Here is a 24,262-nt window from a genome sequence, read left to right as displayed (position 1 = left end):
ATAACTCAGTACAGGGGAATATTTAGGGCTGAACTTTTTGTACGGGCGAGAAAATAAGGTCTTCCACCCCCACAATTTTCACTCCGATCCGGGCGTAGGCATAGCTCTGCCCCGAAATGGTCGGAAAATTGGCACTAAGCGCTACGGCGTTCAGATCTTTGATCGACGTACCCGTCAGATCGGACGAGCTCAGGCTGGTGCGACTGTCAACAAACTGGGTCTTACTTACGTACAGCGACACGCGTTCGATGGCGCGGGCGTCGGTACCGGTAATAATCTGCTCAAGTTTGCAGGTTGCCGAGACTTTGCCACTCGACACAGAAAAGGCGGGTGTACGTACCATGTAATAGGGCATTACGTCGATATCCAGCGTCTGGTTACCCGTCAGGTTAACCGTCGTAGTATCCGAGTTATCCCTGCGCATCCTCCGGAATGGTCCCTGCGCCGACGGAATAACCAGCTTGTAGGTAGCGTTGAAAAGCTGAGCGGAGTACGAACCATCCTGCCCAACGGTTACCGTAATGGGAATCCGCTTCTGCCAGCCTGGCTCCCACAGCTCGAACGTTACGTTATTATACTCAACGTTGATCGGTTCGCCCTGGTAAACGAGCCGTCCCTGTAACCTTGATTCCGGCTCAGGATAGTTGTCGTACGCGCAGGAGAAAAGAGAGAAGCTGGCGAAACTGAGGAATAAAATAGATAGGAGTTTCATGGCTTATAAAGAGCTAAAGACCGGGTCGCCGGTGCGATGAAAGAGCGAAAGAGCGGATGAAGAGGGGCGGGTTGCGTCAGCAACTATTCACTCTTTCGCTCATTCACTCATTATCATTGGTTTGGATTTCGAACGATTTGCGGGTTATTCGTACGGATCTCGTCGCTGATGAACGAGTAGTAGTTGCCAAGCCGGAAGCGGTGGGCGTTGGTGACGCGGCTGGGCAGCACCTGCTGGAATACCCATTTACCGTCGTTCGGTTGTCCGGGATTATACACTTTGTAGGGCCATAACCCAAAGACACGGGTGCTGGGCTCGTCGGCTTTCCCCGGATTTTTGGTCAGATCAGCGCTCACACCATTCCAGACAACGTGTGCCAGCCGCCAGCGTTTATAATCCCACAATTCGTGGCCTTCAAAAGCTAGTTCCACCTTACGCTCGTGCACAATCCGATCGAACGTAATATCGTTGGCGGTGAGCGGTTTGGTAAGACCGGCGCGGGCGCGAACCTGATTCATGAAGTCAGCCGCTACGCTTTTCTGACCTAGTTCAAAAGCGGCTTCGGCTGCGTTGAGCAGTACTTCAGCGTAGCGGTACCGAACCCACCATACTTCGCTTTGCGTACCGATCTGCGCCGAGCCAACCGCCGGGTCCATGTATTTGCGGACGTAGAAACCCGACTGCGCCGTAAACTCCAGCCCATCGACGGGACCATCCAGTCCAACCACGGCTACGGGCGTAGTCCCGCCCGGCAGCGTTTTCTGACCGCCGGGTTTATCAGCCGTCACGACCGAGCCGTTCCCCAAACGGTAACCCGCCCAGATATCGACCGGCTTTCCCTTGAAAGACGAGCCCGGATACAGCACCGTACCAGCCAGACGGGCATCGCGACCGGCGAACAACTCAGCGGGGTTGCTGTAGTAGATCGGGCTTCCTGCCGCATCCGCAATTGGCAGCGGGGCAAACGTATTGTCGAGCTTCTCGAACGACTGCACCAAATTCAGCGACGGGTTCAGCCGTCCGCCGTTGGTTCCTTCTTCCGCCGATGTCAGCGGGCTGTTGTCCAGCGTCCAGCCAACGACTTTACCACTTTTCAGTTTGTAGTCGTAGGCGAAAATCACCTCCGGATTATTGGCTTTATCGAGAAAGAGATTGGCGAAATTGTCGGACAGGCTCGTCGTATTTTTCTGGTAGAGCAAATAACCCGTAATCGCCTGAGCGGCCTTCAGTGCGGTCTGGTAATAGCCCGTCGCCCGCTCGGCCGGAATGCCCACTTCACCGCCCGGCAACGACACCTGTGGGGTGTTGGCACCGTACCGGGCAATTGATCCGGCGTAAAGGGCTGCCCGCGCTTCCAGGGCCAGCGCAGCGGCCTTCGTCGCCCGCAACTTGGTCGCGGGGTTGTCGGGCAGGGCTGTCTGGATGGCCTCCATTTCGCTGATAATGAAATCGTAGATTTCGCTTTCCTTCTTACGTGGGTTGCGCAGCGACGTAGCATCGCCACTGAAATCATACGTTAACGGTTCCAGAATCAGCGGTACACCGCCCATGCGTTTGACCAGTTCAAAGTACACCCCCGCCCGAATAAAACGGGCTTCGGCCAGAAAGCGATCTTTTACGGCCGGAGCCAGTGCTGTTGACTGCCCGCACTGCTGAATGAACAAGTTGATGTCGCGCAGGTAGCCGTAGTCCCAGTAGTTCCAGCTGTCGTAGTTATACTCCTGATTCTGGTGCCGGAAATAGTCGCCGAAGTTTGACGCGAACGCTTCATCGAAGTTGGTAAACTCGTACCAGCGGTCGGTCCGCTGAAAATCCGGGTAGCGGTCATACAGATCGGCAATGGCCGAGAGCGTCAGTTGTTCATTGGCAAAAATCTGATCGGTCAGCAGGATATTTTTCGGCTCCCGATTCAAAAAATCGTCGTCGTTGCAGCCTCCGCAGACAGCCAACAGGGCCAGTAACGTAATGGTTATTTTTTTCATGGTAAGGTCGATCAGAACGAAAGGTTAATGCCCATGTTTACCAGTTTGTGCTGGGGATACTGCAGGCCATTCTCGTCGGTGATTTCAGCATCGATACCCAGTTGCCGCACGTTGTCGAGCGAGAACAGGTTGAACGAGTTAACGTAAATCCGCGCCCGCTGAATTTTGATTCGATTCAGCAGCGATGCGGGCAGCGAATACCCGATTTCGGCCGTCCGCAGGCGCAGGTAACTGATGTTCGTGAGCCACCACGACGAGTTCTTGTTGTAGTTGCTGTGACCACCGTCGTTGAAGCGCAGGGGCGGGTTTTTACCCTCGACCCAGGGGCTATCGGGGTTGAGCGGATCGGCGCGGTGCCAGCGATCGTTGTACATCGTTGCCAGCAGGTTCCCCGTGTTCTGATACGGCCACCGCATCTCCCAGTTCTGGTTGTAAGAGTACATGCTACCACCCGAGAAGTCAGCCGTCAGATCGAAGCCTTTGTAATTGAGCGACAGGTTGATACCGAAGTTGACAATCGGAACCGTCGAGACAGGGTAGCCAATGGGCCGCTCGTCGTAGCCGTCAATACGTCCGTCACCGTTTACGTCGCGGTAGATGAAATCGCCCGGCAGCATGGTCTTGTTTCCCTGGCCGTCGTTGTTGACGGTATAAGCATTGATTTCGTCGATCGATTTAAACTGCCCAACGACTTCGTAGCCCCAGAAGATGTTGCTCCAGCGGTTTTCGTTTGAGTTGCGGTAGTAGTCCCAGGAGTTACCAAACGTTGGTTTGTAGGATTGCAGTGAGCGGGAGCGCGAATAGCCGACATTGCCCCCCAGCCGGAAACCAATGCCCTTGAAGGTACCATTGTAGGCCAGCGAAGCTTCGCCCCCGATCCGGGCATCGCTGTTAACGTTTTCGTCCGGCAGCGCATAGCCCAGTTCATTCGGCACCAGTACGTCGTATTTACGGCCGCGCAGCCCCGTCCGCTTGCGATAGAAATAATCGAATTCGCCCGTTAACCGGCCGTTGAACAGGTTATAATCGATGCCGACATCGGTGATGGTACTGGTAAACCAGGAGAGGTTGGTAATCGGTACGCCCGTGTTCCGTGAGCCTTTGATCACCTGCCCATCGAGCACCACCGTTGATGTCGCATAGTTGTAGCCGGGGATATAGGCAAACGCAGAAATGCCAATGTTATCGTCGCCCAGCTTACCGTACGATGCCCGTAGTTTAAGATCACTCAGGGCCGTCTGTTTCATATTTTTGAAGAACGGTTCCTCACTGATACGCCAGCCTGCTGATACCGACGGGAAGAACCCCCACCGCCGACCCGGCGCAAACCGCCAGGCCGCATCCCGCCGACCCGATACCTCGGCAAAATATTTGTCGGCGTAGTTGTAGGTTGCCCGGCCAACGTAACCAATTCGCGCTTCCTCGTAATCGGTGTCGTTATAGGTGTCCATGTCGGCAAACTGAATCAGCGGCAGTACGTTGGTCTTAGGTACCGAGTGCACAAATGTTTCCTGCTCCCGGCGGCTGATACGTTCGGCTACGAATGTACCGCTGACATTGTGCCGACCGAAGCTGTTGACGTAGTTCAGCTGCCCCTGCAGGACGTTCTCAAAAATCTTGCGCGTCACCCGCTCGCGGTACGGATTTGAGCTACCACCCGAAATGTTGTATTTGTCGGTAGCCGGGTCGTAGGTGTACACGTCGTAGGTGTACTCGTGGATGTTCTGTAACCGGTCGGCGAAGTAATACGAGTACACCCCGCGCGCCGTCAGCCCTTTAATCGGAAGCTGGTATTCGGCGTTGAAGTTGGTTTGCAGCACGCGCCAGTCCTCGCGGGCGTAACCCGAAATGGCGTAGTTCAGGATCGCCCAGTTCTCCGCATTGTGGCCAATATTATTGGGATACAGGGGATTATCGTTAGCGTAGGGACGTTCGGTTGGGCGGTTGCGGAACAGCGCGAAACGGGGTGCCCAGTAATCATCACCACCCGGCACGCCGGGGTTCTGCCGCGTTTCGATACGTCCGTTGATCTGCACGCCCACCTTCAGCCGGTCGGCCACGCGGGCGTCGATGTTTGACTGAATATTAGTCCGGTTGAAGTTATAGTCCTTCAGCACGGCATCCTGATTCAGCCGCGTTACCGAGAAATAGTAATTGATTTTCTCGGAACCACCGGTGGCGTTGAGGTTGACCTGGTACTGGGGAGCATTCTTACCCACGATGAAGTTGTACCAGTCGAAACTCTTGTAGCCATATTCGGTTCCCTGCTGCCATTTGTTCAGCTCGTCCTGCGTAATCGTGGTCTTCCCCGTCTGGTTTACCTCGGCATCGGCTTTACCCACCATCCAGTCATAAGCGGTCACTCCCTTCGGAAAGCGGGTCCAGTTCTGAAAACCGTAGTAAGCGTCGAGGTTGATCGTATTGCGGTTGCCGGTTTTACCCCGCTTGGTCGTAACGATGACGACGCCGTTGGCCGCCCGCGACCCGTACACCGAGGCCGACGCGTCTTTCAGGACCGTAATCGACTCAATATCAGCCGGGGCAATGTTATTGAATTGACCGGCATCTTTCTGAATGCCGTCAATAACGAAGAGCGGATCGCCCATACCGCGCACCTGCAGCAGCGCCGACGAACCGGGGCGCCCTTCAGCCTGCCGGAACGACACCCCCGGAATTTTCCCGGCCAGGGCTGCGCTGACGGTAGACGTTTTGGCCTTTTCAATATCGCGGCTGGTGATACTCGAGATAGCACCCGTCAGAGACTCCTTACGCTGGGTACCGTAACCGACAACAACAACTTCGCTCAGCGCCTGGTCCGATGATTTCAGGCTGATCACCAGATTCGTCTGATTACCGACCGTTAGTTCTTTATTGCCAAAGCCGATAAAGCTGAAAATCAGGACCGCGTTCGCGTCGGGCACGTCAATGCGGAAATTTCCTTCCGAGTCGGTGGTCGTACCCCGCTGAGTACCTTTCAGGACTACGCTTACCCCGGGCAGCGCTTGTCCGTTCGTGCTGTCGCGCACGACACCGCGCACCACTTGATCGCTGAGTGGGTTTACCGACGAAAAGGCCACGGCGGTAGTCATCATCATAGGAACCGAACCCCCAACTACTGGCTGTGAGGTTCGCAATGGTTCGGCCGCAACGGTCCGGCTGTCCTGTTTAACCGGCACGACTATGTACGACCCTTCTTTGATTCGGCGGAATGTCAGGCCAGCGGGATCCAGCAGCGCCTGAAGCGACACTTCCAGCGAGCCGTCCGACGCCCGGAGTGCCCCCGTCGGCACAAACTGGTTTTCTACCAGTCGGTTTTCAAATAGAAGATTAATGTGATGACGGTTCTTCAGCGAGATCAGCGCATCACGTAACGATCGTCCGGCCGGAGCTGGTGAATCTTTAGCCGGCTGACGGAACTGTCCGGCCCGGGCCAGCACCTGCGCCTGGCAAAACCCACCGGCACTGCTCACGATCGCACCCGCCAGCAAACAGACATAGGTACGTAGGATTTGTTTCATGGGAGTAGGAAAGGAATAAGAAGCTATTTTTCGGAGAAATAAATACGGTTGCGCTGCCGGGTAACGTTGATTCCCAGCAGCTCCCGCAGCACGCGCAGCAACTCATCGGCGCTATCGGCATCAAAGGTGCCGGTCACCATCCGCTCGGCCAGCCGCGCATCTTTGATGGCTACGTTCAGTCCGTAATTTTCCTGGATCATGTACCCGACCTCCCGCAGCGGAGTATTGTTAAAGACAAAGCGGTGCTCGGTCCAGGCAACCTCATCCACCGGCCGGGCTACGGAGCTGACCTGTACGGTTCCGTTAGGCTGCCAGGTTGCCAGCTCACCGGGGCGCATCAGCCACTCCCGCTGGGCGGTACTGGGCGCCAGGCTGCGTAGTTTCACGCTGCCCGTTAACAGCGCCACCCGCGTTGCCCGCGCCCGGTTGAAGACCACGAACTCGGTTCCCAGAACTTCGACGTCCAGCTCGCGGCCTGTCCTGACCACAAACCGCCGGTTGTCGTGGGTGTGCGTCACCCGAAACGTCGCTTCGCCCGTTAGCGTTACGATGCGGTCCTGCACCAGTGTCAACGCCTGACCCAGCACCGTACGGGGTACGCGCAGGCTTGAGTTGGAATTCAGTACCACCTGGCTGCCGTCGGATAGCTGGACCGTTTTAAGCTGACCGAAATGAGTAACATAGGTCTGGTAGAGGATCGGTTCGCGAAACAGCCAGCCTATCAACCCAATGAGCAACGTCAGCGAAGCGGCTACCAGCCAGGGGGAGAGCAGCCGCCAGCCCGTGCGGACGGGTGAGGGGGTTGCGGGCAGCGGTGCTGAAATCGGTTCATTCATGACCTGCCGGAAGCGCTCCAGCGCCGAATCCGTATCGGCTACGTACTGCGGGTACGTCGATTCCCATTCGAATAGCGTCTGGTAGTAAATGACCTGGTGCTGCGGGTCTTTCAGCCAGTCCTCGATCAGCCGAACCTGCAAAGGGGTTGTCCGACCGGCATGGTGCTCCAGCAGCAACGCTTTAGTAATCGTTTGCATAATATTATGATTTTCAGGTTGTAGCGGATTACGCCTGCAGACCGAAGAACAGCGCGAGGCTCCAGACCCATTCGTCTTTGAGGACTGTGCGCAGTTGAGTAAGGGCTTTGCTCATGTGCGCTTCGACGGTTTTTAGCGCAATGTTGAGTTCGTCGGCGATTTCGCTGTATTTACGTCCTTCAAAGCGACTCAACAGAAAGACTCGGCGGCACTGGGGCGGCAGTTCGTCGATCGCTTTTTCAATGCTACGCTGCAGTTCATCGTACTGCATGATCTCCACGGGCAGCGACCGGGAATCGGCCACGTCATCGATCCGGTCATCGGAGCTTTGGCGGGACTTGGTTATTTCCCAGCGTAGGTAGTTGTAGGCCCGGTAGCGCACGGCCCGGAACAGGTACGCCTGAAAGGACGTATCAATGGCTAGATATACCTTGTTTTTCCAGAAATTACAGAACACCTCCGAAACGATGTCTTCGGCCGTTTCCCGGGCATAAACCAGGCGGACTGCATGGCTGCAAAAGGAAGCGTAATACGTGCGAAACAGCAGTTCACAGGCCTGATGAGGGTCTGTAGCAAAGAGGGTTTTCAATGGCCAATCCAGATCAGTACTCGATTGGTGCGATATGTCTGGCTTACCGTCAGCGGGAAGTAACGAATGATCCGACAGAGTAAGTAAGGGTTGAGTCATAAAAACGATCGGTTGAGTAGGTGTTTTCTACCGGCGGCAATCGTATAGACAAGTCATCTGGCACTTACCCTTACTGTTTTTTATATTTTTTGTATATTTTTTTTGACCAAGCTTATAATTTCCGACCATTTACGGGCTGAGCAAGGCTGTAGCGTTGGGTAAGCCTTCACTTGAGAATTGACTATCGAGTAAAAAACGGACAGTTTAGTTCTTTACTAATCGTGTCATTACTGACCGTGAAGCTGCCAGAGGTTATTAACCAGTCTAAACTCAACGTTTCAGATGAACAACCAACGACAAAGAGCGCTTTCCGCTCACGTAGCATGGCTTGGTTTATTTGTTGCCGCTCTACTGAGTGCTTGTTCCAAACCTGAGTCGGTAGACTCTGTTGCGTTAGCACCGGATCAATACGTGCTCAAAGACATCCGATACTTTGTTGCACCGGGTGATCGAGTCGATACAACGACGCTGCAACTGAAAGGCTCAAGCGTACAGAACACAGGTTCCGTTCTCGCGACTCGGCAGGTTGAAGAAAGTTTCGGGGGATTGGTCAAAACATCCCAGTTTACCCTTGACCCAACCACTCAGCTCCCCCAGGAAGTGGACCTGAATCAGTACGCAGTTAGTGTACCCGAACATTGGTATGGTAATAACCGGTTTGACCGTTCCATTGACACATACCCACTCAGCACTATCGAACAGCAAAAGCCCTACGGGTTTGGTCAGAAAAGCACGCTGACGGTTAACATCCCGCCCAGATCGAAAATTGACATCAGCCACCAGATTACGGTTTATCGGCTCACCTGCTCCTTTGAGGGTAATCTGGAGAATGTAACGACCGGGCAACGTTACCAGCTAAAAGGCAACTGGGCGGGCATTTTGCAGTACGCTAACCCGACAACGCTGCTGAAAGAATCTACTTTGTAATGCTTTACCCTCCCCTTCTTATTCACTTATTAATCAGGGTATCACATCCGCATAACAAGTCAGCGCATAACGACCAGAAACACTGGCCGCAAAGTTCGGATCAATTTCATCCTCTTTCTTGCAGCCTGATAGCCAGACTATAGCTACGAACAGCAAAGGCAGAATCTTTTTCATTTATAATACCCCCAGATCTCCCGATTTTTAGCCACGTCTTTGCCCTGTATCTGGTCGACAACGAACTCATTAAGCAGCGTGCGTCCGGACAGAATCTCGTCGGGTAGCGTGTTGACGGGCACAAATTTCATGCGCTTATCGAATGCATTGGTGTACGAGAAAGTTACCGGCAAAACGTACCGCCCCGAGGAGCGGGCTCAATAACTAGCAACAGGCCGGCCGCTAGTAGCCTTACCGATTTATATAAAAGTTATTATGGGTTCTCGACTAGATACCCAAAGAAACGGTTCTCTAATCGTTAAATACCAAGCTATGTAGTCGCTTTTTTTGTTAGCTACCCGTTTGTTGATGTAAAGCTCAAACACCATAAGAGACAAGGACATAACCCATTGCGTTACTTCTTGTAAATGCCCAAAGTGCCTTATTTGAAAGATCTCAGCACTGCCATCGGCTGCTATGCTTGCCTTACCTACAATAACATCAGTGCCATGAACCGGCCCTGACCATCGACGATAAACAACATCATATATGCCTATACAATTTAGGTGTTTCGCCAATTCTTCAATACTTGAGTAGCCATTGAAGAATCGGTACCAAGGTGGATTCTTTTCTTTTAACCTTCGTAACCGCTGATATTCTTCTTCCGCTTTTTGGTAGGCTGGCTCTCGCAGTAATGCCTCCAACGCTTCAATCTTCTTTTTAGCTCTAGGGTCTGTTGGAACAATAAGGTTTTTAACATGTTGATCTTTACTCAAATTGCTTCTTATCTGTTTTCCCATTTCAGAATCAGCGTCAGTCCGTTGCCAAGCTTTGATTTGTTGGTGAACATGCCAGACTAAAAAAGCCATACCTCGGTCTTCAGTGTCCTTTTCAAGCATATAAGAAAGACTAATGTATGTTTCTAGTATTCCTCTGAGTATTAGCTTGCAAGGATCGATCGACGATTGCTTTACTAAAATCGATATAGAATCGACAAGCTCCAGGAAATGCCTGAAGGACATAATAACAGGTGTATTATAAGCATCTGTTCTTCTCACCTCCGTATCCCATTTTAGAACGTTGGATCCGAAATCAACGAAGTGGTCTATAACAGTACCAAGTTTATCTACCAATTCTTTAACATGTGGGTCTGGCTCCTTTGGAATAATATCGTCTATTGGGCCGTACATACCGTGTTTTTGAATGTGTGATAATTTAAGAAAAATAAATCTACAGTAAACATCGTTCGAGCTACTAATCTCATTTGACAGTCAATTACTATTGAATCATTAATCAAATTACAAGCTGACATATGGAAAAGCCTGGCCAACAACGCCCAGGCTTTTTTGTTTCTTACCGTAAACCACGCATCTTGCCGGTGCGCCAACAGCGTAAAGCAAAACCTTATTTTCCCCATTGTCTTTACTACAACCAACATCCAAATACTTAACTAACTCATTATGAGCACGCAAAAGAAAATTGGTATCCTATTCGGTCAGGAGAATACATTCCCCCAGGCTTTCGTGGATCGGGTCAACGAAAAGCAAAAAGATTTTCCCGCCGAGTTCGTCAGCATCGATCAGGTTGAACAGAGCGTTCCCACCGACTACGCCGTTATCATTGACCGGATTTCGCAGGACGTACCGTTCTATAAAGCGTACCTCAAAAACGCAGCACTTACCGGCACGGCCGTTATTAACAACCCATTCTGGTGGAGCGCCGATGAGAAGTTCTTTAACAACGCGCTGGCGGTGCAACTGGGCGTCCCGGTCCCGAAAACCATCCTGCTGCCGTCGAAACACCGGCCCGACGATACGAACCATAATTCGTTCCGGAACCTGCAGAATATGAACTGGGACGGTATTTTTAACCACATCGGCTTTCCAGCCTTCATGAAGCCGCACTCCGGTGGCGGCTGGAAGAACGTGTACAAAGTCGACAATCCGGAGGAGATGTTCCGGGCTTATGACGAAACTGGTCAGCTGGTTATGCTCTATCAGGAAGCCATCGACTTCACGGACTATGTACGCTGCTACTGCATCGGCGGCAAAGAGGTGCTGATTATGCCATACGAGCCCCGGAATCCGCACCATCTCCGCTATGACTCACAGTTGAAAGTAACCGGCGACGCGGGTAAGAAACTGCTGGCAACGATCAAAGACTACGTCCTGAAGCTGAATCACGGTTTGGGTTACGATTTCAACACGGTCGAGTTCGCCGTTCGCGATGGTATCCCTATTGCTATCGATTTCTGTAATCCTGCTCCTGATGCCGACGTAAACTCAGTCGGTCAGGCCAACTTCGACTGGGTAGTTGAAGCCGCTGCCAATATGGCCATCGAACGGGCTAAAACCGCGCAGTCAGGCAAAGACAACCTGACCTGGGGAACCTTCGTCCGGAACTCGATTGGTGCGCCTGCTCCGGCGAAACCGGCAAAAGCAACGGCCGCCCCTGAAGTAGGAGAACCTACCAAGGAGAAAAAACCCACTAAGGCAAAAGCAGCCGAAACAGACAAGCCTGCCAAAGCAAAAGCAAAAAAATAATCAGTTTTTTTCGTTTCTTTTCAGCGTCGATAAACCGGGTTTATCGACGCTTTTTTTATTCCCCGGATGGTGTAATTTTCCTGTGAACCAGCGAAATCGGCCGGCTATTCAGGCCCTTATTCCGGTCATTCAGCGAATCAATTTACCGGTTCAGCCCACTTGATGCAATTTTTGAATCAGGGCGGTCAATTACCCCAATACCCAAATAATATTGGGCATCGAACCTAAACAACCAACTTACCGTTTGTCACAAAATCGAAAACGGATGATGTTATCCTCGTCATTATTAGGCATATTCGCAGTCGATGAGCGCTTTACTGCTCACTAATCATCAACTAGTGTCCTCTTTATGAAACGAAGAGATTTCATCCAGTTATCTGGATTGGGCGTCGGAGCGCTGATGGGCGCGTCGATTCCTGTCTTTGGCAATCAGGTTCCCCTCGAACGATTACTTGCGCCAGGCATCGACGTAGCCACCAAGAAGAAACTGGCCGACATTGCGCTGAATACCGCAAAAAGTAAAGGAGCTTCCTATACCGATATCCGCATTGGTCGCTACCTGCAGCAATCCCTCTTTACGCGCGAAACCCGCGTTCAGAACCTGGTCAATTCCGAGTCGTTCGGCGTGGGCATCCGGGTAATTGCCAATGGTACCTGGGGATTTGCCGCTACCAGCGACGTAACACCCGAGGGAGTAGCCAAATGCACCGAAACCGCCGTTGCTATCGCCAAGGCGAACGCCAAACTTCAGACCGAACCCGTGCAGCTGGCCCCGCAAAAAGGTGTTGGCGAAGTGGCCTGGAAAACGCCAATCAAGAAAAACGCCTTCGAAGTACCCATTGAGCAGAAAATTGACCTGCTGCTGAACGTCAATAACGCAGCCCTTAAAAACGGCGCGGCTTTCGTTACGTCAAATCTGTTCCTGGTCAACGAGCAGAAATACTTTGCCTCGTCCGACGGTTCGTACATCGACCAGGACATTCACCGGCTGTGGCCCACCTTTACGGTCTCGGCGGTAGACCGGGCGGCTGGTAAATTCAAAAGCCGCGACGCCTTTAGTTCGCCCATGGGTATGGGTTACGAGTACCTGGATGGGGTTGCTTCGGAGAAAATTCAGGCTCCTAACGGGCTGGTTGGCTACCGCAACTCCTACGACATGGTGGAGGACGCGACGCTGGCGGCTAAACAGGCAAAGGATAAACTAACGGCGAAGACCGTTACGCCGGGCAAATATGACCTGGTGCTCGATCCGAACCACCTCGGACTGACCATTCACGAATCGGTAGGCCACCCGCTGGAACTCGATCGCGTACTGGGTTACGAAGCCAATTACGCTGGCACTTCCTTTGCCACGCTCGACAAGTGGAAATCTAAGGACTTCAATTACGGCAGCAAGCTGGTCAATATTGTGGCCGACAAAGTGCAGCCGAACGCGCTGGGTACGGTCGGTTACGACGACGAAGGCGTTCCGGCTAAAACGTGGAATCTAATTAAAGACGGCATCCTGGTGAACTACCAGGCGATCCGCGATCAGGCGGCCATTCTGGGTGAAAAAGAATCGAACGGGTGCTGCTACGCCGACAACTGGGATTCAGTGCAGTTCCAGCGGATGCCGAACGTATCGCTCCAGCCCGGCACCGAAAAACGGTCGGTTACCGATATGATCAAGGGCGTCGAGAAGGGTATTTATATCATCGGACGCGGGTCGTACTCCATCGATCAGCAGCGCTACAACTTCCAGTTTGGGGGTCAGTTGTTCTACGAAATCAAAAACGGGCAACTGACTAACATGCTCGACGACGTAGCGTATCAGTCGAACACGCAGGAGTTCTGGAATTCGTGTTCACAGCTCTGCGATAAGGACGACTACCGCACGTTCGGTTCGTTCTTCGACGGTAAAGGGCAACCTTCGCAGGTAAGCGCCGTTTCGCACGGCTGCCCGACTACGCGATTCAACGGTGTAAACGTGATTAATACCGGTCGTAAAATCTAACCCGAACATGGCCATTTTAACCGAAACAGAAGCAAAGAAAATTATTGATAAAGTCCTGTCGTTCTCCAAAGCGGATGAGCTGAGCGTAAACCTGTCGGGCGGACGCCGGGGCAACATTCGTTACGCCCGCAATGCCGTTTCGACCAGTGGCGAAGGCACCAACCTGTCGCTCGGGGTAACGGCGGCTTTCGGAAAACGAACGGGTACAGCCACCATTAACGAGTTCGACGATGCGTCGCTCGAAAAAACGGTCCGGCGCGCCGAGGAGATCGCCCGGCTCGCTCCCGAAAACCCCGAGTACATGCCCATGCTCGGCCCTCAGAAATACTTAAAGACGGACCCTTACGCGGAAAGCACCGCTAAAATTGACGCCGATTACCGGGCGCAGGCTACGTTTGATAGTCTCGATCCCTGCCGGAAGAAAAACCTGATTGCAGCTGGCTACCTGGAAGACCGAACCAATTTCAACGCCATTGGCAACACGAAAGGCCTGTCAGCCTATAACCGGGAAACCTCGGTCGAGTTTTCGGTCACCGTGCGCACCGCCGACGGACTGGGATCGGGCTACGCTACCCGCGACGTAACGGACGTCAGCAAACTCAACACGAAAGACGCAACCGAAGTCGCCATGCAGAAGGCGATGGCGTCGAGCAGCGCCCGCGCGCTCGAACCGGGCAAGTACACCGTTATTCTGGAGCCGGCTGCACTGGTAGCCAACGTCGACGCGTCGCTGATGAATGCGTTGGTACGCTCGATGGATGCCCGCTCGGCCGACGAAGGCCGTAGCTTCCTCAGCAAAAAAGGGGGCGGTACGCGGCTGGGCGAAAAACTCTTCGATGAGCGCGTCACCATCTATTCCGATCCGACGAATCCGGAAGTACCCAACGGCGCATTCAGCGGGGATGGTCGGCCGCAGGAGAAAGTAACCTGGATTGAAAAAGGGGTGGTAAAAAACATGCCGTATTCACGCTACTGGGCCGAGAAAAAAGGCGTACACGCTACCCCAGCGGGCGGTAACTTCATTATGGAAGGGGGGACTCAGTCGCTGGCCGACATGATCAAAAGCACCGAAAAAGGCATCCTGGTAACCCGGCTCTGGTACATCCGCCCGGTCGACCCGCAAACGCTGCTCTACACGGGACTGACCCGCGACGGAACCTTCTACATTGAAAACGGGCAGATCAAGTTTCCCGTCAAGAACTTCCGCTTCAACGAGAGTCCAGTTATCATGCTCAATAACCTTGAAGCCCTGGGCAAACCCGTTCGAATGGGTGGTAACCTGGTTCCACCCATGAAAATCCGGGACTTTACGTTCAGCAGCCTTTCTGACGCTGTGTAACGGACGCCAAATAGCCTGTACCGTACAAACCTGTTTTTAACCAATAACCGATACAACCTTGAAACGACGCGATTTTGCCCAACTAATGGGCATGGGTGCAATGGGTGTTGCCATGCCTTCGCTACCCTCTTTTGCCCGCACGGTGAGTCCCGAAGCGCTGCTGGAACCGGGGCTGGATGTAGCCGTCAAAAAACGACTGGCCGATGCCGCCCTCAACGCGGCCAAAGCCAAGGGAGCTACCTACGCCGACGTGCGTATTGGGCGCTACCTCAATCAGTCCGTGCTGACCCGTGAGAACAAAGTGCTGGGGATCATCAACACCGAATCCTACGGGGTTGGCGTGCGCGTAATTGTCAATGGCAGTTGGGGCTTTGCTTCCGTCGGCGACGCCCGCGACGAATCGGTTGTCGCTAAAGCGGCCGAAACCGCCGTAACCATTGCCAAAGCAAACGCCCGGCTCCTGACCGAACCGGTCCAGCTCGCTCCGCAGAAGGGCTTCGGTGACGTGAGCTGGAAAGCGCCCATTACCAAAAACGCGTTCGAAGTTCCGGTTAAAGAAAAGGTTGATCTACTGCTGGCGTGTAATGCCGCGGCTATGAAAAACGGCGCCAACTTTGTCAACAGCGTCATGTTTCAGGTGAACGAGCAAAAGTATTTTGCTTCCACCGACGGCACCTACGCCGATCAGGATATTCACCGGATTGGCCCCAATTTCACCGTAACGGCCGTCGATCCCGCCAATGGTCGCTTTGCTACCCGAAATTCCCTGAGCGCACCGATGGGCATGGGCTACGAGTACCTGCAAACAAACCCCAAAGACAAAGTCACCGGCGTAACGACCCGCTACAACAAGGGTTACGACATGCTCGAGGATATTACCGCAGCCGCCCAGCAGGCCCGGGAAAAGACCGGAGCTAAATCGGTGGAAGCAGGTAAGTACGACCTCGTCCTCGACCCCTCGCATACCTGGCTGACCATCCACGAGTCAGTGGGCCACCCCCTGGAGCTCGACCGGGTGCTGGGCTACGAGGCCAATTACGCCGGTACCTCCTTCGCCACACTCGACAAGTGGCAGTCCAAAGATTTCCAGTACGGTAGTAAGGAAGTTAATTTCTTTGCCGACAAAACGCAGCCCGGCTCGCTGGGCGCCGTTGGCTGGGACGACGAGGGTGTCAAAACCAAGCAGTGGGATCTGGTGAAAGACGGCATCCTGGTCAACTACCAGGCCATCCGCGATCAGGTGCATATCATCGGGGAGAAAGAATCGCAGGGCTGCTGCTACGCTGACAACTGGAGTTCAGTCCAGTTCCAGCGCATGGCCAACGTATCGCTGGCGCCGGGCAAAACGCCCCTGTCGGTACAGGACATGATTAAAGACGTCAAGAAAGGTATCTACATCATCGGCGATGGGTCATTCTCCATCGATCAGCAGCGGTACAACTTCCAGTTCGGCGGACAGCTCTTCTACGAGATTAAGGATGGCAAGATTGCGGGTATGCTCAAGGATGTCGCCTACCAGGCCAACACCCGCGAGTTCTGGAACTCCTGCGTTGCCGTTTGTGACGAAAGTGATTACCGGCTCGGGGGCGCTTTCAACGACGGTAAGGGGCAGCCTTCGCAGTCGAGTGCCGTATCGCACGGCAGCGCGACAGCCCGTTTCAACGGAGTTAACGTCATCAATACTGCTCGTAAAATCTGATTGGATCCCGATAAACAGAGACCAGAATGGCCATCTTAAGTAAAGAAGAAGCAAAGAAAATTATTGATAAAGTGCTTTCGTACTCGAAAGCCGATGAAATGAGCGTAAGCCTGTCGGGTACCCGGACCGGCAACATTCGTTACGCCCGAAATTCGGTGTCGACCTCCGGCGAAACGAACAACCTGTCGCTGGGTGTAACGGCCGTGTTTGGCAAAAAAGCGGGGACGGCCACGATCAACGAGTTTGACGATGCGTCGCTCGAGAAAACGGTTCGGCGCGCCGAGGAGATCGCCCGGCTCGCTCCCGAAAACCCCGAGTATATGCCCATGCTCGGCCCCCAGAAATACCTGGAGACCAATACCTATTCGGAAACCACGGCGAAAATCGACCCGGAGTACCGGGCGCAGGCCGCTTTCGACAGCCTCGACCCCTGCCGCCAGAAGAACCTGACGGCGGCAGGCTACATGGAAGATTCAACCGGCTTTACGGCTATGGGCAATAGCAAAGGGCTGTTCGGCTACAACCGGGAAACAGGCGTTGATTTTTCGATTACGGTACGTACCGCCGATGGAACCGGCTCGGGTTACGCCATCCGCGACGTGAACGATGCCAGCAAACTCAGCACCAGAGCGGCTACCGACATTGCTATTCAGAAGGCCCAGGCCTCAACGGGTGCGCGGGCACTGGAACCCGGTAAATACACCGTTATCCTTGAGCCGGCGGCATCGAGTGAGCTGATCCGCAACATGATGGGTAGCATGGACGCCCGCTCGGCCGACGAAGGCCGTAGCTTCCTCAGTAAAAAAGGCGGTGGGACGCGGCTGGGCGAGAAACTCTTCGACGAGCGCGTCACCATCTATACCGATCCAATGAACCCAGAACTGCCACTCTCGCCCTTTGGTGGTGGCGGTGGGGGCCGTTTCGGCGGTGGCTCCGAAGGCGTTCCCCAGGAGAAAATTACCTGGATCGAGAAAGGTGTCGTGAAGAATATGTTCTACTCGCGGTACTGGGCGGACCAGAAAAAAGTGAAAGCTGTTCCCCGTCCATCGGGTATTATCATGGAGGGCGGCACCGAATCGCTGGCAGACCTGATCAAGAGCACCGACAAAGGGATTCTGGTAACGCGCTTCTGGTATATCCGGGCCGTTGACCCACAAACGCTCTTGTATACAGGCCTGACCCGCGACGGAACCTTCTACATCGAGAACGGCAAGATCAAGTTTCCGATCAAGAACTTTCGCTTTAACGAGAGTCCGGTCATCATGCTCAACAACCTCGAAGCGATGGGTAAGCCCGTCCGGGCGGGTGGCTATTTATTGCCCCCGATGAAAATTCGGGACTTTACGTTCAGCAGTCTGTCTGACGCCGTGTAGCTGACGTGGTCTATGTATTCCAGTCAAATTATCGAGCGTCGTCAACGTATAGTAAAGAAGACGCGTTGACGACGCTTTATCCGTAACTTACCCACTGAACCTACTTAAATACACTATCACCTTGAATCGCCGGAACTTTAACCAACTGCTGGGTATGGGAACCGCGGGGCTAATGATCCCTTCCCTGCCCGCCTTCTCACGAACCGTCTCCCCGGAACGTCTGATGGAGCCGGGCCTCGACGTTACCGTCAAAAAACGACTGGCCGATGCCGCGCTCAATGCCGCCAAGAGTAAGGGGGCCAGCTACGCCGACGTACGAATTGGCCGTTACCTGAATCAGTATGTCACGACGAGGGAAGACAAAGTACAGAACATTGTCAACACCGAATCGTATGGGGTTGGCGTGCGTGTCATTGCGGATGGGTGTTGGGGCTTTGCCGCCGTTGTCGATGCAAAATCAGACGCCGACATGGCGAAAGCGGCCGAGTCGGCCGTAGCGATTGCGAAAGCCAATGCCAAATTGATGAAACAACCCGTTCAGTTGGCTCCGCAGAAAGGGTACGGTGACGTCAGTTGGAAAGCCCCCATCACCAAAAACGCGTTTGAGGTTCCGGTAAAGGAAAAAGTTGATCTACTGATGGCGGTCAACAGTGCCGCGATGAAAAACGGGGCTGACTTTGTCAACTCGGTTTTGTTCATGGTGAACGAGCAGAAGTACTTCGCATCGACCGATGGTACGTACGCGGATCAGGATGTCCACCGCATCTGGCCAACGTTTACCGTAACGGCCATTAACAAACAATCGGGCAAGTTCGAAACTCGCCAGGCGCTTAGTTCCCCGATGGGCATGAGTTACGAATACCTGACAACCAATCCGAGCGACAAGGTGACGGGCGTAACGACCCGTTACAACAAAGGCTACGATATGGTCGAAGATGTTATCGCGGCTGCCAAGCAGGCCCGTGCCAAGCACTCAGCCAAGTCGGTCGAAGCGGGCAAATACGATCTGGTGCTGGATCCGTCTCACCTCTGGCTGACCATCCACGAGTCGGTGGGCCACCCCCTGGAACTCGATCGCGTGCTGGGTTACGAAGCTAACTTCGCCGGAACCAGCTTCGCGACGCTCGACAAGTGGAAATCCAAAGACTTCAACTACGGCAGCAAGCAGGTGAATCTGGTAGCCGACAAAACGCAGGTCGGTTCACTGGGCGCCGTTGGCTGGGACGACGAAGGCGTTAAAACCAAGGAATGGGATCTGGTCAAAGACGGTACACTAGTCAACTACCAGGCCATTCGCGACCAGGTGCATATCATCGGGGAGAAAGAATCGCAGGGCTGCTGCTACGCTGACAGTTGGGGCTCGGTGCAGTTTCAGCGGATGGCCAACGTATCGCTGGCGGCCGGTAAAACACCTCTGTCAGTGCAGCAAATGATCAAAGACGTCAAGAAAGGTATCTATATCATTGGCGATGGGTCATTCTCCATCGACCAGCAGCGGTACAACTTCCAGTTCGGCGGTCAGCTCTTCTATGAGATCAAGAACGGCGAGATCGCAGGGATGCTCAAAGACGTAGCGTATCAGTCGAACACCCAGGAGTTCTGGAATTCATGCGTTGCCGTCTGCGACGAAAAAGACTATCGGCTGGGCGGTTCGTTCTTCGACGGCAAAGGACAGCCTCAGCAAGTGAGTGCGGTGTCGCACGGCAGTTCAACGGCGCGTTTCAACGGAGTTAACGTCATCAATACAGGTCGTAAAATTTAACAGTCATGGCGATTATTCTCACCGAAGCAGAAGCCAAAGCGCTACTCCAAAAAGTATTAAGTTATTCGAAAGCCGACGAGTGCGAAGTGAATCTGACAGGCGAAGAACGGGGTAACCTGCGCTACGCCCGTAACGAGGTCTCGACCAGTGGCTCAACCATCAATAAGAACCTGGTCGTTCAGTCGTCTTTTGGCAAGAAAGTAGGTACGGCCACGATCGATGAGTTCGACGATGCCTCGCTCGAAAAAGTCGTTCGCCGGGCCGAAGAACTCGCTCAGCTTGCCCCCGAAAATCCGGAATACGTGGGCGTTCTGGGACCACAGACATACGTTAAATCAACGGGTTTCTTTGACTCAACGGCGGGTATCTCCCCTGCTACCCGGGCCGATGCCGTAGACAAGAGCTTACAACTGGCCCGCGCTCAGAATCTGACAGCCGCTGGTTTTCTTCAGGATTACCGGGGCTATTCAGCCATGATGAACTCAAAAGGTCTGTTTGCCTATTACCCCAGCACCAACGTCAACTTCTCGTTGACGGTACGTACTGACGATGGGAAAGGCTCGGGTTACGTAGCACGTGGCTACAGCGACGTATCAAAACTGGATACGGCAGCCGCTACCCGCATTGCCATGCAGAAAGCGCAGGGCTCGGCGGCAGCGCGCGCCATCGAGCCGGGTAAGTACACGGTTATTCTAGAGCCTACGGCAGCCGTTGTCCTGCTCGAATACCTCATGTGGGGTATGGACGCCCGTTCCGCCGATGAAGGTCGCTCCTACTTCAGCAAAACGGGAGGCAAAAGTCGCCTGGGCGACAAAATTGTCGATGAGCGCGTCACGCTTTATTCTGACCCAACGAATCCAGAACTACCAGCGTCTCCCTGGTCAGGCGACGGGCAGGCGCAGGCGAAAACGATGTGGATTGACAAAGGCGTCGTAAAAAACCTGTCGTATTCACGCTATTGGGCCCAGAAGCAGGGCAAAAAGCCGCTGCCTTACCCCAATAATATGATTATGGCGGGCGGCTCGTCGTCGCTGGAAGAGATGATCAAAAGCACCCAGCGCGGGATTCTGGTCACCAAACTCTGGTACATCCGTGAAGTCGATCCGCAAACGATTCTTCTCACGGGCCTGACCCGCGACGGGACTTTTTATATCGAAAACGGCAAAATTAAGCATCCGGTAAAGAACTTCCGCTTCAACGAAAGTCCGGTTATCATGCTCAACAACCTTGAAGCGCTGGGCAAACCCGAGCGCGTCGTGAGCACCGAATCGGATCAGAACTACCTGGTGCCGCCAATGAAGATCCGGGAGTTTACGTTTACGAGTCTGTCAGACGCAGTGTAATCAAGAAAGTCTGTACCTCCCTCGGTGTGCTCCTTACTGAGGGGGTACTAACCTTCTTATCTCCTAAATACACGGCTGATTTATGAAAACTCTAGAGCTTGATCCGGAAGATGTTAACGAGGTTCTTGACCAAATCGAGCAGTCCTTCAACGTTGATTTTCAAAAGGCATCTCTAGCCGATATTCAAACGTTTGGTAAGCTAGTCGATTGGATTTCGGCGTCAATGCCTCAGCTGGATACGGATGATTGTACCAATCAGCAGGCGTTCTATAAGCTTAGAGATGAGCTATGCGGAACCCTGGCTATTGACAAAGCCAATGTCTCCCCATCGACAGAGCTGGCTACACTTTTTGACGAAAAAACGAGAGAGAAGCAGACCAAGCAACTGGAGCAACGATTGGGCTTTCCAGTTAATATACTGGTTTTTAAACCAATTTTTATCTACTTAACAGTAGCTATCTTTCTAGCTTCATTCGTGGTCCTCTATATAAAGCCGCTGTATGGTATCTGCGGGTTTGTTTGCTGGTTCGGGCTTGTTAATCTATTCTCGCGCATACCGGCCGCTAGTACGTTCAGTATAAAAACGGTAGGAGAGCTGGCTAAAAAAGTTAGCCGTGAACGTTATCTGTGGTCACGACGGAATCCAGGGACGATCAATAGTAACGAATTAATGGAAAAGGTCAAGCAGCTGTTTGTTGCCGGTACAGCAATTAGCTACCAGGAGCTCACGCCACACCTAATTATACCGTATAGCTAATCTTCTCCACGCTCTTGATTCACGCCATTTTTGATAAGACAGTTAATCAATCTGAAACTTACAGGTCCTGATGCGCAAATTGGCGTAGTGATACGCAAGCTTATTACACGTAAATGATCACCATTACCCCGGCAACCGAAGAGCAATTGTCTACTATCCGGTCTATCGCTTATCAGACGTGGCCCAGTACGTTTGGCGCTATTCTGTCACCTGAACAGATCGAGTACATGCTGACGATGATGTATAGCCCGGAAGCGCTGCTGACTCAAGCACACGAAAAGAACCACGTGTTCCTGCTGGCGAATGAATCGGTTAGTCAAGAGGCACTGGGATTCGTGTCGTACGAGCTGGACTATAAGGGCGAGTCGGCAACCAAGATTCATAAATTGTATTTGTTGCCCGATAGCCAGGGGAAAGGCGTCGGCCGGCAGTTGATCGACTGCGTATCTGAGCTGGCTCGGCGACACGGCAACGACCGGCTGAGCCTGAACGTAAACCGGAATAACAAAGCCATTCAGTTCTACGAGCGGATAGGCTTTTCGGTTGTGAAGCAGGAAAACATAGATATCGGCAACGGCTATCTGATGGAAGATTTTGTGATGGAGAAGCCCCTGTCGTAACATTAACAACCTGAGCGAAATTTGAAACCGTTTGTTTTTACCCGTATTCAATACACCTCCGGTGACTGGGACACCGACCAGCGGATGCCGTCGAACCTGCTTCATTCGCTGGTTGAGTACACGACTATACCAGTTGATCAGAAAGAGCATGTCGTGCAGTTAAGTAGCCCGGATCTGTTCAAAAGCCCGTTCTGTTACCTGAGCGGACACAAACTGGTGGAGTTTTCGGCGCAGGAACGGGATCACTTCAAACGGTACGTACAAAACGGCGGGTTCGTGTTTGTCGACGACTGCAACCACGATATTGATGGTTTATTCGCCAAGTCATTTGAACAGGAAATGGAGCGGACCTTTGGTCCGAAAGCGTTGCAGAAGATTCCGAACACTCACCCCATTTACAATTGCTTCTTTACGTTCGCCGAAGGGCCGCCCACGACTTCGTTCGAGCTGAACGGCTGGGGGGATGATCTGGTGCACGATTACCTGAAAGCAATTACCGTCAACGGCCGGATTGGGGTGCTCTACAGCAATAAGGATTACGGCTGCGAGTGGGATTATGATTTCCGCAACAAGCGGTTTCTGGCCGAAGATAATACCAAGTTCGGCGTCAATATCGTCACGTACGCGCTGACAGCATAACTAGAGAAGAAAGACAAAAAGGATGTAAGAGAAAAGACGTGAGACGCTGGACGAAAGATTGGCGCCTAATTTTCTTCGGCCTGAAGTCTTTTATCTTACATCCTCTTTGTCTTACGTCTTAATTAAAAGTGCTTTATACAACCTGAAACATAACTTTGGAACAAGCTAACTTAACTCACTACAAAGCGCTGGTGGCGCGACTACCCCAGCTACGACAGGAGATCAGCAAAGTCATCATCGGACAGGAAGAAGCTATCAGCGAAGTTTTGATCGCGTTGCTGGCGGGCGGTCACTGCCTGCTCGAGGGCGTACCCGGTCTAGCCAAAACCCTGATGGTGAAAACCATGTCGGATGCGCTGGCGATGCGCTTCAAGCGGATTCAGTTCACGCCCGACCTGATGCCCGGCGATATCGTCGGCACCGAGATCCTGGAAGACGACCACGAGACGGGACACAAAGTGTTCAAATTCAACAAAGGTCCCATCTTCGCTAACGTTGTGCTGGCCGATGAGATCAACCGGACTCCGCCCAAAACGCAGGCCGCCATGCTGGAGGCCATGCAGGAATACAAGGTAACCTACGGTGGTAACGACTACCCCCTCCCCCGCCCATTCCTGATCATTGCGACCCAGAACCCCATCGAGCAGGCCGGTACGTATCCCCTGCCCGAAGCGCAGCTCGACCGCTTTCTGCTCTACATCAAACTTGGCTATCCCAATGAGCACGAAGAGTTGAACGTACTGAAAAGCACGACCGGCACCAAGCGCGCCGAACTACAAACGGTACTGTCGGACGAGGATATTCTCAGCCTACAAAATTTGACCCGGCAGGTGCATATCAGCGATGAACTGATCGAATACATCAATCGGCTTGTACGAGCTACGAGGCCTCAAACCAGCCCATCGGCCTTTGTTAAGCAATGGTGCGAATGGGGTGCGGGACCGCGGGCTGGTCAGGCGCTGGTCCTGTGCGCCAAAGCACGAGCGGTTCTAAACGAGCGGTTCTCGGTTATTCCAGAGGACATTCAGACGCTGGCGTTCCCCATCCTGCGGCACCGGATTGCGCTGAACTTCCGCGCCGACGCAGAAGGCATCACGACCGACCGGGTTATCGAGGAACTGCTGAAAGGCGTTAAATAAACTGAATAGCTCTCGGAGGTAATCTCCTAGCTGACATCCAT

The 24,262-nt window shown here is 53.2% G+C and carries 19 protein-coding genes; 12 read left to right on the top strand and 7 right to left on the bottom strand.

The genetic code is table 11. From position 1 onward, the window contains the following. Positions 1 to 22: 22 nt before the first annotated feature. The 5 genes from HU175_RS13660 to HU175_RS13640 form a co-directional block, all read right to left on the bottom strand. Positions 23 to 712 carry a DUF3823 domain-containing protein gene (locus HU175_RS13660; RefSeq protein ID WP_176567126.1) on the bottom strand — a complete coding sequence of 230 codons (690 nt, stop codon included), beginning with the start codon at positions 710 to 712 and terminating at the stop codon, positions 23 to 25. Positions 713 to 825: 113 nt separating this feature from the next. Next, positions 826 to 2,694, bottom strand: coding sequence for a RagB/SusD family nutrient uptake outer membrane protein (locus HU175_RS13655; protein ID WP_176567125.1), 1,869 nt, complete (start codon positions 2,692 to 2,694; stop codon positions 826 to 828). Positions 2,695 to 2,705: 11 nt separating this feature from the next. After that, positions 2,706 to 6,212 carry a SusC/RagA family TonB-linked outer membrane protein gene (locus tag HU175_RS13650; protein WP_176567124.1) on the bottom strand — a complete coding sequence of 1,169 codons (3,507 nt, stop codon included), beginning with the start codon at positions 6,210 to 6,212 and terminating at the stop codon, positions 2,706 to 2,708. A 23-nt stretch (positions 6,213 to 6,235) separates the two neighbouring features. After that, on the bottom strand, positions 6,236 to 7,246 hold the full coding sequence (locus HU175_RS13645; RefSeq protein WP_176567123.1) for a FecR family protein: 1,011 nt from the start codon (positions 7,244 to 7,246) through the stop codon (positions 6,236 to 6,238). A gap of 28 nt (positions 7,247 to 7,274) precedes the next feature. Beyond that, positions 7,275 to 7,934 (bottom strand): RNA polymerase sigma-70 factor, encoded by a 660-nt coding sequence (locus tag HU175_RS13640; RefSeq protein ID WP_176567122.1) that lies wholly within the window; start codon positions 7,932 to 7,934, stop codon positions 7,275 to 7,277. A 282-nt stretch (positions 7,935 to 8,216) separates the two neighbouring features. Here HU175_RS13640 and HU175_RS13635 point away from each other — a divergent pair, with 282 nt between their 5' ends. Further along, complete coding sequence (locus HU175_RS13635) at positions 8,217 to 8,861, top strand: hypothetical protein (RefSeq protein WP_176567121.1); 645 nt, start codon at positions 8,217 to 8,219, stop codon at positions 8,859 to 8,861. A 170-nt stretch (positions 8,862 to 9,031) separates the two neighbouring features. Here the strand turns inward: HU175_RS13635 and HU175_RS13630 are convergent, their stop codons facing one another. Continuing rightward, the gene (locus HU175_RS13630; protein WP_176567120.1) at positions 9,032 to 9,208 is read right to left on the bottom strand and encodes a hypothetical protein; all 177 of its coding nucleotides are present in this window, start codon (positions 9,206 to 9,208) and stop codon (positions 9,032 to 9,034) included. A gap of 66 nt (positions 9,209 to 9,274) precedes the next feature. Continuing rightward, positions 9,275 to 10,204: a DUF5677 domain-containing protein gene (locus HU175_RS13625; RefSeq protein WP_176567119.1), complete on the bottom strand. Its 930-nt coding sequence runs from the start codon at positions 10,202 to 10,204 to the stop codon at positions 9,275 to 9,277. A gap of 270 nt (positions 10,205 to 10,474) precedes the next feature. Here HU175_RS13625 and HU175_RS13620 point away from each other — a divergent pair, with 270 nt between their 5' ends. From HU175_RS13620 to HU175_RS13570, 11 genes are all read left to right on the top strand, one after another. Beyond that, positions 10,475 to 11,557 carry a RimK family alpha-L-glutamate ligase gene (locus HU175_RS13620; RefSeq protein WP_176567118.1) on the top strand — a complete coding sequence of 361 codons (1,083 nt, stop codon included), beginning with the start codon at positions 10,475 to 10,477 and terminating at the stop codon, positions 11,555 to 11,557. A gap of 349 nt (positions 11,558 to 11,906) precedes the next feature. Further along, on the top strand, positions 11,907 to 13,550 hold the full coding sequence (locus HU175_RS13615) for a TldD/PmbA family protein (RefSeq protein WP_176567117.1): 1,644 nt from the start codon (positions 11,907 to 11,909) through the stop codon (positions 13,548 to 13,550). 7 nt (positions 13,551 to 13,557) lie between these two features. After that, on the top strand, positions 13,558 to 14,889 hold the full coding sequence (locus HU175_RS13610; protein ID WP_176567116.1) for a TldD/PmbA family protein: 1,332 nt from the start codon (positions 13,558 to 13,560) through the stop codon (positions 14,887 to 14,889). A 58-nt stretch (positions 14,890 to 14,947) separates the two neighbouring features. After that, positions 14,948 to 16,588: a TldD/PmbA family protein gene (locus HU175_RS13605; RefSeq protein WP_218036994.1), complete on the top strand. Its 1,641-nt coding sequence runs from the start codon at positions 14,948 to 14,950 to the stop codon at positions 16,586 to 16,588. A gap of 26 nt (positions 16,589 to 16,614) precedes the next feature. Continuing rightward, complete coding sequence (locus HU175_RS13600; protein WP_176567115.1) at positions 16,615 to 17,961, top strand: TldD/PmbA family protein; 1,347 nt, start codon at positions 16,615 to 16,617, stop codon at positions 17,959 to 17,961. Between the two features lie 121 nt (positions 17,962 to 18,082). After that, positions 18,083 to 19,723, top strand: a complete 1,641-nt coding sequence (locus HU175_RS13595; RefSeq protein ID WP_218036993.1) for a TldD/PmbA family protein — start codon at positions 18,083 to 18,085, stop codon at positions 19,721 to 19,723. A gap of 5 nt (positions 19,724 to 19,728) precedes the next feature. Next, a complete protein-coding gene (locus tag HU175_RS13590) occupies positions 19,729 to 21,066 on the top strand; it encodes a TldD/PmbA family protein (RefSeq protein WP_176567114.1) in 1,338 nt (445 codons plus the stop codon). Positions 21,067 to 21,148: 82 nt separating this feature from the next. After that, positions 21,149 to 21,823, top strand: coding sequence for a hypothetical protein (locus tag HU175_RS13585; RefSeq protein WP_176567113.1), 675 nt, complete (start codon positions 21,149 to 21,151; stop codon positions 21,821 to 21,823). Positions 21,824 to 21,936: 113 nt separating this feature from the next. Beyond that, positions 21,937 to 22,443 (top strand): GNAT family N-acetyltransferase, encoded by a 507-nt coding sequence (locus HU175_RS13580; protein ID WP_176567112.1) that lies wholly within the window; start codon positions 21,937 to 21,939, stop codon positions 22,441 to 22,443. Between the two features lie 21 nt (positions 22,444 to 22,464). Next, a complete protein-coding gene (locus HU175_RS13575; protein ID WP_176567111.1) occupies positions 22,465 to 23,082 on the top strand; it encodes a DUF4159 domain-containing protein in 618 nt (205 codons plus the stop codon). A 155-nt stretch (positions 23,083 to 23,237) separates the two neighbouring features. Next, positions 23,238 to 24,221, top strand: a complete 984-nt coding sequence (locus tag HU175_RS13570; RefSeq protein ID WP_176567110.1) for an AAA family ATPase — start codon at positions 23,238 to 23,240, stop codon at positions 24,219 to 24,221. The last annotated feature ends 41 nt before the right edge of the window (positions 24,222 to 24,262 follow it).

It is taken from the genome of Spirosoma sp. KUDC1026, assembly GCF_013375035.1.
Taxonomy (GTDB): Bacteria; Bacteroidota; Bacteroidia; order Cytophagales; family Spirosomataceae; genus Spirosoma.
The sequence above is the reverse complement of the archived record's forward strand: the minus strand, read 5'-3'. Positions and strand labels throughout refer to the sequence as shown.

Excerpts from the sequence above, each read along its gene's own strand:
- HU175_RS13660 (WP_176567126.1), bottom strand. The coding sequence starts at position 712 with ATGAAACTCCTATCTATTTTATTCCTCAGTTTCGCCAGCTTCTCTCTT.
- HU175_RS13655 (WP_176567125.1), bottom strand. The coding sequence starts at position 2,694 with ATGAAAAAAATAACCATTACGTTACTGGCCCTGTTGGCTGTCTGCGGA.
- HU175_RS13650 (WP_176567124.1), bottom strand. The coding sequence starts at position 6,212 with ATGAAACAAATCCTACGTACCTATGTCTGTTTGCTGGCGGGTGCGATC.
- HU175_RS13645 (WP_176567123.1), bottom strand. The coding sequence starts at position 7,246 with ATGCAAACGATTACTAAAGCGTTGCTGCTGGAGCACCATGCCGGTCGG.
- HU175_RS13640 (WP_176567122.1), bottom strand. The coding sequence starts at position 7,934 with ATGACTCAACCCTTACTTACTCTGTCGGATCATTCGTTACTTCCCGCT.
- HU175_RS13635 (WP_176567121.1), top strand. The coding sequence starts at position 8,217 with ATGAACAACCAACGACAAAGAGCGCTTTCCGCTCACGTAGCATGGCTT.
- HU175_RS13625 (WP_176567119.1), bottom strand. The coding sequence starts at position 10,204 with ATGTACGGCCCAATAGACGATATTATTCCAAAGGAGCCAGACCCACAT.
- HU175_RS13620 (WP_176567118.1), top strand. The coding sequence starts at position 10,475 with ATGAGCACGCAAAAGAAAATTGGTATCCTATTCGGTCAGGAGAATACA.
- HU175_RS13615 (WP_176567117.1), top strand. The coding sequence starts at position 11,907 with ATGAAACGAAGAGATTTCATCCAGTTATCTGGATTGGGCGTCGGAGCG.
- HU175_RS13610 (WP_176567116.1), top strand. The coding sequence starts at position 13,558 with ATGGCCATTTTAACCGAAACAGAAGCAAAGAAAATTATTGATAAAGTC.
- HU175_RS13600 (WP_176567115.1), top strand. The coding sequence starts at position 16,615 with ATGGCCATCTTAAGTAAAGAAGAAGCAAAGAAAATTATTGATAAAGTG.
- HU175_RS13590 (WP_176567114.1), top strand. The coding sequence starts at position 19,729 with ATGGCGATTATTCTCACCGAAGCAGAAGCCAAAGCGCTACTCCAAAAA.
- HU175_RS13585 (WP_176567113.1), top strand. The coding sequence starts at position 21,149 with ATGAAAACTCTAGAGCTTGATCCGGAAGATGTTAACGAGGTTCTTGAC.
- HU175_RS13580 (WP_176567112.1), top strand. The coding sequence starts at position 21,937 with ATGATCACCATTACCCCGGCAACCGAAGAGCAATTGTCTACTATCCGG.